The 7,010-nt window shown below is 34.4% G+C and carries 2 protein-coding genes and 1 pseudogene; 1 reads left to right on the plus strand and 2 read right to left on the minus strand.

Annotation, left to right across the window (positions count from 1 at the left end):
- The first annotated feature begins 219 nt into the window (after positions 1–219).
- On the plus strand, positions 220–6,291 hold the full coding sequence (locus A3EM_RS0129775) for an NACHT domain-containing protein (protein ID WP_020531911.1): 6,072 nt from the start codon (positions 220–222) through the stop codon (positions 6,289–6,291).
- Positions 6,292–6,535: 244 nt separating this feature from the next.
- On the opposite strand, the pseudogene A3EM_RS0129780 reads toward A3EM_RS0129775, so the two are convergent.
- Both A3EM_RS0129780 and A3EM_RS44030 read right to left on the minus strand, forming a co-directional pair.
- Positions 6,536–6,769: pseudogene (locus A3EM_RS0129780) on the minus strand (transposase domain-containing protein); the annotation flags it as partial.
- 86 nt (positions 6,770–6,855) lie between these two features.
- Positions 6,856–7,010: ATP-binding protein (locus A3EM_RS44030; RefSeq protein WP_044240220.1), on the minus strand; the 155-nt coding region annotated here is incomplete at its 5' end.

Here is a 7,010-nt window from a genome sequence, read left to right on the forward strand (position 1 = left end):
AATAAAATAGTAAGCCAATCCTGCGGATTGACTACGTGGTAAACCGAAATTTTACTATCTTAATTTCAGCCACGAAAACATACAGTAATCGTTGTATGCCATGCTGAAAAAAGAGCCATCGCACAAACAGCACATTTGGTTTTTGCCCAAACAAAAGCCAACGCTTAAAAAACCAAAAGAGCTATTTTTTAGCCAAACGCATATAGATTAAAAATAATAATGAGTGAAGAAATAGTATCAGCAAGTGGAGAAAGAGCAGCAATGGGAGGCTATTTGCCTCAATTTGATGAATTCGCTTGGTTTGTCTATTTGAATCTAATAAATAAAAAGCTTGAATGGATTCGAATAGCAGACCCCAAAGCTGAAAAACTAGATGACATACAATATTCCACTCATTCAGAAATTCATGCTTACCAAGTAAAATGGACTATCGCAGATGCGAACATATCATTCGCAAATTTCACAAAGTTGCTACCTCTTATAACCTCAAGTTGGAAGAGTTTAAAAGCAGCTAATCCTGGCAAAAGGATAATTCCTCATCTAATCACTAACAAGCCTATTTCCTCCCATGATAGCTTGAAGGAAGGCGATACTAAAATTGGTTCATTTCGAGACTTCTTTTTGGAAGTCTGGACAAAGACAAAATCCAATCAATCTGTTGATGTTAAGTGGAATTCAGTTCTTGGAGAGTTCAAAGAGAGTTCAAAACTCAATGATTCCGAATTTGAAGAGTTTGTAGCCAGTTTTGATTTTCAACCTGACTACAAACAAAAACAGTTTAGTGTTGGAAATATCAAATATTCCAAGGAAGACGAAGACCTTCAGCAGATCAGCAGATTTATTGTTGAAAAGGTTGCCAGCCCAGAAAGAGTCGTTGAATTTACTCGACAAGAAATTATTAAAGAATTAGGTTGGTCTGACAGATTTAAAACAATTTTTAATCATGAGTTAATAGTTGATAGACAAAGATACCAACCGATTCAAACAACCATTGACTTATTAAATTCAAAATTAGAGGAGCATAAAAATGGCTACCTGTTTTTGCTGGGAGGCCCAGGTACTGGAAAATCTACTTTATTGAATCAATGGTCGAAAGGTCTAAAAACACGAATAATTAGGTACTACGCCTTTGATTTCGTTAATCCATCTTCACACTTAAACTTTTATGAAAGAGGAAATGCCACTCATCTTTTTTTCGATTTAGTTTTTCAATTAAAGGAGGCTGGGATATATAAAAGAGACATACTTCCATATAAAGACTTGCTTTTTCTAAAGGATGTATTCAATGAGCAATTAAGAGCAATCGGAGAAGATTTTGTGACAAATGGTCGACCGACCATAATATTGATTGATGGACTAGATCATGTTCCTAGAGAATACAAATCAACAACAAATAGCTTCCTGCGTGAACTTCCTTTACCATCTACTTTACCTGATGGTGTGTTCATTATTCTAGGTAGCCAGTCCTATGAACTTGAAGACATTCAACAGGAAATTAAAACTGAATTTCAGAATGGAGATAGAACTATTCAAATTGATTCACTAAAAAAGGAGGAAGTATACAAGTACATTGATAATCTTGATTCTTCAATTCAACTTACTGGTGCTCAAAAGTTGCGAGTGTTTGAGAAATCACAAGGACATCCATTATACCTGTCCTACTTAGTTGAAAAAATTAATAAGGCAGATTCGATTGACGATACAATCGAATCTTTTGAAGTTATCGATGGTAGTATTGATAATTATTATAAAAAAATATGGGAGCCTATTCAGAAAGAAGATAGCCAGATTCAATTCTTAGGTTTAATTGCCAGAATTAATGGTTCTATCAATCTTCAGTTCATTCAGGAGTGGGGTTTCCAACCTAGTGTACTAAAGTCCTTTCGTGAAAAGGCTAGGTTTCTTTTTAATGAAACCGAAAGAACTTTGTCTTTCTTTCATAATTCGTTCAAGCAATTCCTTCTTCATCATACCTCCCTTAATTATTTAACTGGAGAATATGACCTAACAGGTAATATCAAATATCATAATCAGCTGGCTGATTATTATGTAAAGTCAGAGATTGAGAAATCTTGGAAACAGAATCATCATCTATTTCAAGCAAAGCAATATGATAGGTTTGTTTCAGTAGTTACACCAGATAGTTTTACTGAACAACTACTTAACTTCCGACCAGCAGAAGAGATTAAGCAAGATGCAAAATTAGGTGTTGAAATAGCTAGACAAAATAGGGACGTTAATACGCTAGTAAGATATCTTTTTTCACTGGCAGAAATTGAAAGAAGGTTATTCAATATTGACCCTGCATCATTTACAGAAGAACTCTTATTCTTAAATAAATTTGACTTAGCTAGAGATTATCTAAGAACTGGTAACACCTTACACTGTAGCGAATCTTATGCATTCAAAGCATGTCGTTTGTTTATTGAATATGGACACAAATCTGAAGGAGCAACTTTATACAATTTAGCTTACCCAGAAATCATTACAGATTCGGGGATACAAATTGATGATTCTCACAGATACGAAGAAATAAGGGACTCTTTAGAAGAATGGATTTATACATCTCCTTTTTATGAAACGACTGAGAATATTATCTCAACAATTGATAAAATTCAATTCTCAGATAGCATCCGAGAAAACAGATTTGAAGAAAACGAATCTGATTTACAGCTAAGATTGCTCTCGAATCTTGGTTATAGTTTAGTTGATCAAAATAAGTGGGATGATTTCAATAAAGTCACGAAAAAAATAGATCCCACGTCTTCGAGAGGAAGGAATTCCCTTTTCCAACTTATAAAATATGCTATCGAGCAATGCCTTGATTTAGAAGATAATAGTCGAGCGAATGAATATTTGTCATTATTAACCTTTCATTTCACTAAAGAGAAGACAGAATCTATTGGTAAAATATTCATTGCCGATTTAGTTTATAAAGTTACCCGTGACTTAGATGAAACATTTAGCTGGATTAAGGAAGTTGAACAACCTTCTAATGTGGGTAAAGATCGGTTGGGATATGATGATTCGTTAGACTCCTTCCTTCCATTAATCAAACTTAACAAATTACTTAATCTATCTGGAAAAGGGGTTTCTATTACGTCTGCAATTCCATCTGTTGCGAAAGGTACTGATGAAGAAGTCATGGTAGAGTTTGAACGAATGTTATGTATTACTACTCAAATTCTAACTGAAGGAATTCTTCAAACACCAATATCTGGAGATCCTATTAAAAGAGTATTTCCAATAGTTCAGTTTTACTACAAAGAAATATCTCACAGAAATAGTTATTGGTATAAGCTGACACAGGCAAAAGGGCAATATTTTGATTTTTTGATATCGGCAGTATCTGAATTGGGCTCTGAAAAACTAGAATTATTAGGAGATTATTTATTTGGCGAGTTTCAAAATTCCCCAAAATATTGGAGTACAAGTATCCAACGTAAAATCATTAAATCCCTCTTGAATAATGGGTTTGATGCTGAAAAAGCAGTAATACAGTTGAGGTCCTTAGAGAATTCAATGTTAGATGATCATGATATAGATGGTCGAATAACCGAATGTTTGGCTCACTCAAAAGTATGGTTTATTTTAGACGAGTTGGAGGAAGCTGAAAAATGGCTCAAACAGGCAATTCAAGAATCTATTGGAGTAGGTTATAGAAAAGATTATCAATTTAGTACCTGGATTGAATGGTTAAGAAAAATAAACCATAAAAACCCATCAGGAGCTACTGAAAGAATTAAGTGGTTCTTATCTCATTTAAACCATATTAAAGAAACCACGGAAGGAAGAGCTTATTGGAATGCTTCTGAAGAATTATTAGCAGTAACGTTTGAACATGATTTGAATGATGGTCTTGAACAGGCCATTTGGCAATTAGAAAATGATCTGGTCGATTTTAAAGATACCATTACTCTTTTTATCAAACATTTCGTCCTACGATCAAAAAGTGAGGAAGAGTTCCAAAGTATTGTTCAACTGTACAATGATTTATATCTGCTTCTTGCCGAATCTTCAGATTCTTCTCTGCTCAAATCAATTCTAGAAAAAGGGTATGAAATTTTTAAAGAAGATTTTTTACTAGAACATGCTCACTCCATTATTTCGGCAATAGAAATTAAAGCTTACGAAGAAACTAGACATTACTTACTATCTGAAATTGATGACTTCTATACCTCTAAAGGACTAAAAGCAGAAGATTATTATCCATCATTTAATGTACCTGTAAAAAACGAAAGAGGCAGTTCTCCAAACTCTTCTAATACATTGACTTTAAAGACAGATCATGAAAGTATTGATGAAAATGAAGTGCTAGAACGTGTTACAAATTTTGATGATTTCAAGAAAATTATTCAAGAAGAAGATCAGGCAAATTCATTTTTTAATTGGTCAAAAGTTATAGATAAAATAACTCCACTATTGTCTTCAGGTCAAATTGAAGAAGTTGCCAAACTAGCAAGAATTGGAAGAAGAGAGTCGGATTTCTATGCCAAACTAAGTGAAGCCGCCTTAAGTTTAGGTAATACTGAACTGGCAACTAGTTTAGCTAATAAAAGTATTGAGCTATCAAGCGAATCAGGATGGGTTAAATATTATGATGGAGGAACAAGAATCAATGCGTTTAATGCACTGAAACAAATCAATCCCGTAATCTCATCTAATAAGGCATTTGAAGTATTTGCTCATGACACTGTAAACAGTAATTATCCGAGTTCATATATCGAACATCTTGATGACATTGTTCCACTTCTAACAGAAAATTATGATGAGGAAAAACTTTGGCCTGAAATATATGGATACCTACAAAGATTGATGTCGAATAGTAAGCAGGTTACGGATTTACCTATTCTCCCATCATTAAATCGACCAATCATGGAAACATTAGTCGATTACTTGTTATATTTAGCAGAAAGCCCTGTATCATTAGTAAAGGAACAATCCTTACTGCTATTGTCAAAATATATCAATCAAGATGATGATTATACTCTGACTCAGTTACTGAATGGTAGTTTAGATGATTACTCATGTGTAGATGTGATAATAAAATTATCTGCACTCGACTCTCCAAAAGTTCATTCGCTTAAATCAAAGATTAGCAGTTTAGCTCAATCAAACGATTATCTATTAAGAAAAAATGCAATAGACATACTTTCCTCAATAGGGGAAGAAATTCCAACTCCAAAAAGCATTCAATTACCTAAAGTATACTCTTTACATATTCCAGAAAACGGGAAGCCAGATTTTAAAAAAGAGATTGACCCTTTTTTCCCAGAAGTTGATATTAATGACCCCAGGGACCTTATAAGACCGTTTGAATTTTTAATCAAAATTTTATCAGATGAGTCTGGAATTGATGAACCTAACCTTATTTATAGAGCCTACTCGATCATGAAAAAAATTGGTAGAGAGGATGAATGGACGGTTGAATATGAAAAAAAGCTAAGAAATCATTTAGAAGAAATATACTTAAAATATTCTTACCCCAGACCAAGGGTAATTGCTGCTCGAAGAGCCCTAATGCATGTAGCCAATGAATTAATAGATTCTGGAACAATTGATGACAGAAGAATTCAGAATCTATTAATCTCTTATGATAATGCTGTTCAGTTTTTTACAGAAATAGCTAAACCTGAATTTATTCAAACCATTAAAGAGAGAGATTTTGGAGGTGTTGGCAATGATTGGTTGGATCGAATAGGTGAATCAGAAAGATTAAGCGAGTCACTTCTAGACTACAACGAAACCTTCAAGATCATAGCGGAATACAATCAAGTGAAAAATTTAGATTGGGGCTCTCCAACTGAAGAATACATGTATCAAGTTTCTGTAAAAGAGGAATTTGATGAAGAAGACAATTACATTTTTGGCTCTGTTTTTCACCAATTAAGCAATAACTATCATGATATGGGAGGTGGAGGACAATTTATCGTTGTAATCAGGGATCATAGATTTGACCAATTTGATATAAAATCGAAATGGATCGCTATTAACCCTGTTTTGGCAAGACATCTGAGGTGGGAGCCTGAACCAACTAAACTATTTGCATGGAAAAACTCTGATGGTGAATTAATGGCAGAATCGATTTATTGGTCAAATGGAAATACTAGCATGACACCCCGTAAGGACGGAGAGGTTGGAGAAGGCTGGTTTGTTACAGTTTCTGAAAATGGACTAGAACAGATTAGATCTATTGAGAAGAATTTGTTCCTTCAAAAGAAGCTATCCAGGTTTAAATATGAAGATTCAGTGTTAATAGATAGTCAAGAAATTAATGTGATAAGGATTTGAAAATGAATCCAAACGCTTGCATCCATACACATTGTCAAGTGGCTCAAAGCAACCGCACAAGCCAAAACTTGCCAAAGAGTATGGTTGCCCCAACGCTTAAAACTTAATGTATAAAATAAAAACGGCATACAATAATAAGGGACCAAATTCATGTGGGTCCTGGGGATCCCACTGAATTTTTGTATCCATCTAACAAAGTAGCATTTTTCCCTGAGGGTAGTTTTTTTTAATTTTTAGGCTTCCAATTATTAGGGAGTAGCTCTTTTATTTTATTGATGGGGTGTTCTGGTAATCTCTGGAGTACATCTTTTAAATAATCATAGGGGTTGACGTTGTTCAATTTGCAGCTTCCCAATAGACTGTAAATCATGGCTGCTCTTTGGGCAGCATCATGGGAACCTGCAAACAGATAATTTTTTCTACCGATAGCCACTGGCCGGATTTTATTTTCCACCAGGTTATTGTCTATTTCTAACCTGCTGGCTATTTCGGAGGGTCCATGCCAGTGATTCCGGTCTCATGGGTGCCACTTTAAAAGTGTGGTACAATTTAGTAAAAAAAAAATTAATCTTGCTTTAGAATTCCTTTTCTCAGAGAGTCTCCTTTCAGGTCTATTCTATGAGAAGAGTTAACAATCCGGTCTAAAATCGCATCGGCTAGTGTACCCTCTCCAATAAGTTCATACCAGGTAGAAACCGGGATTTGGGAAGATAATATCG

The organism is Flexithrix dorotheae DSM 6795 (assembly GCF_000379765.1).
GTDB classification, from domain to species: Bacteria; Bacteroidota; Bacteroidia; order Cytophagales; family Flammeovirgaceae; genus Flexithrix; species Flexithrix dorotheae.

What these genes read in the sequence shown, in the direction of transcription:
- A3EM_RS0129775 (WP_020531911.1), top strand. Translation starts at nt 220, where the DNA reads ATGAGTGAAGAAATAGTATCAGCAAGTGGAGAAAGAGCAGCAATGGGA.